Origin of the sequence: Kitasatospora putterlickiae (assembly GCF_039527695.1) — a bacterium.
In the GTDB taxonomy this organism is placed as follows: domain Bacteria; phylum Actinomycetota; class Actinomycetes; order Streptomycetales; family Streptomycetaceae; genus Kitasatospora; species Kitasatospora putterlickiae.
In genome coordinates this window covers 112,314-113,246 of record NZ_BAAAKJ010000122.1, presented here as the reverse complement: position 1 = coordinate 113,246, position 933 = coordinate 112,314, and the positions used below count along the sequence as shown (strand labels likewise).

General features: G+C 76.2%; 1 protein-coding gene. It reads left to right on the top strand.

All coding sequences use genetic code 11. The annotated features are described in order from the left end of the window. Positions 1-257: 257 nt before the first annotated feature. On the top strand, positions 258-869 hold the full coding sequence (locus ABD308_RS13090; protein WP_344332916.1) for a TIGR03086 family metal-binding protein: 612 nt from the start codon (positions 258-260) through the stop codon (positions 867-869). Positions 870-933: the final 64 nt, after the last annotated feature.

Genomic DNA, 933 nt, shown 5'->3' with positions numbered 1-933 from the left:
CGGGGAGGATGGTGGCGGCGAGTGCGCCGATGAGGGTCGCGGCGAGGGCGACCCGGCGCCGGGCGGTCGTCATGGCGTGGACACTACATTCGCGCACCGGTGCTTCACCAGAGTGCCGCACCGCCGCCACGGACGGTGACCGCGAGAGGCGGCCGACCACCGGAGACCCGCAGCGGAACGGCCCCCGACTCCCCTGGCGGGTCACGCCCCGTAGCGGTTTACTGGGAGTGAGCAGGGCAGGAGACGGAGGCCCGGCGATGGAATGTCCCCACCCACCCGGATTCCACGCTGAGGTCCGCGCACAGTACGCGGCCGCCGGAGCCGAAACGGCCCGGCTGCTGCGCGCGGTGTCCGAGGACCTCTGGACAGCGCCCACCCCGTGCCGCGACTGGGATGTGCGCGCGCTGGTGAACCACGTGGCGGCGCAGCACCTGTGGGTGTGCCAGGCGGTCGCCGGCTACACCCCGGAGCAGATCGGCCACCGCTTCGAGGGCGACGTACTCGGCCGCAACCCGCTGGGCGTCTGGGCGATGGCCGTGCGCAGCGCCTCGCGCGCGCTCAACCGCCCCGGCGCGCCGGACCTCCTGGTGCACCTGCCGTACGGCCTGCGGGACGCGGGCGGGTACGCCCGGGAGCTGACGGCCGAGACCGTCGTGCACGGCTGGGACCTCTCCCGGGCGCTGGGCGAGCACGGCCGGATGCCGCCCGGCGCCGCCCGGTACGCGCTCGCCGAGTTCCGCGGCTACCGCGACCTGGCCGGTACCGGCCGCTTCGACCCGCCGCGCACCGCGCCGCCGGGTGCCGACGCCGAGGACCTGCTGCTCGCGATCACCGGCCGCGACCCGGCCTGGTCCACCGACCGGATCTGACCCCGGCCGACCGGATCCACCCCTGGCCCCGGCACTGGCCCACCGACCGGACCCGGCCCGCGGC

Bases quoted from the DNA above. Each gene is read 5' to 3' on its own strand.
- ABD308_RS13090 (WP_344332916.1), top strand. From the start codon at position 258: ATGGAATGTCCCCACCCACCCGGATTCCACGCTGAGGTCCGCGCACAG.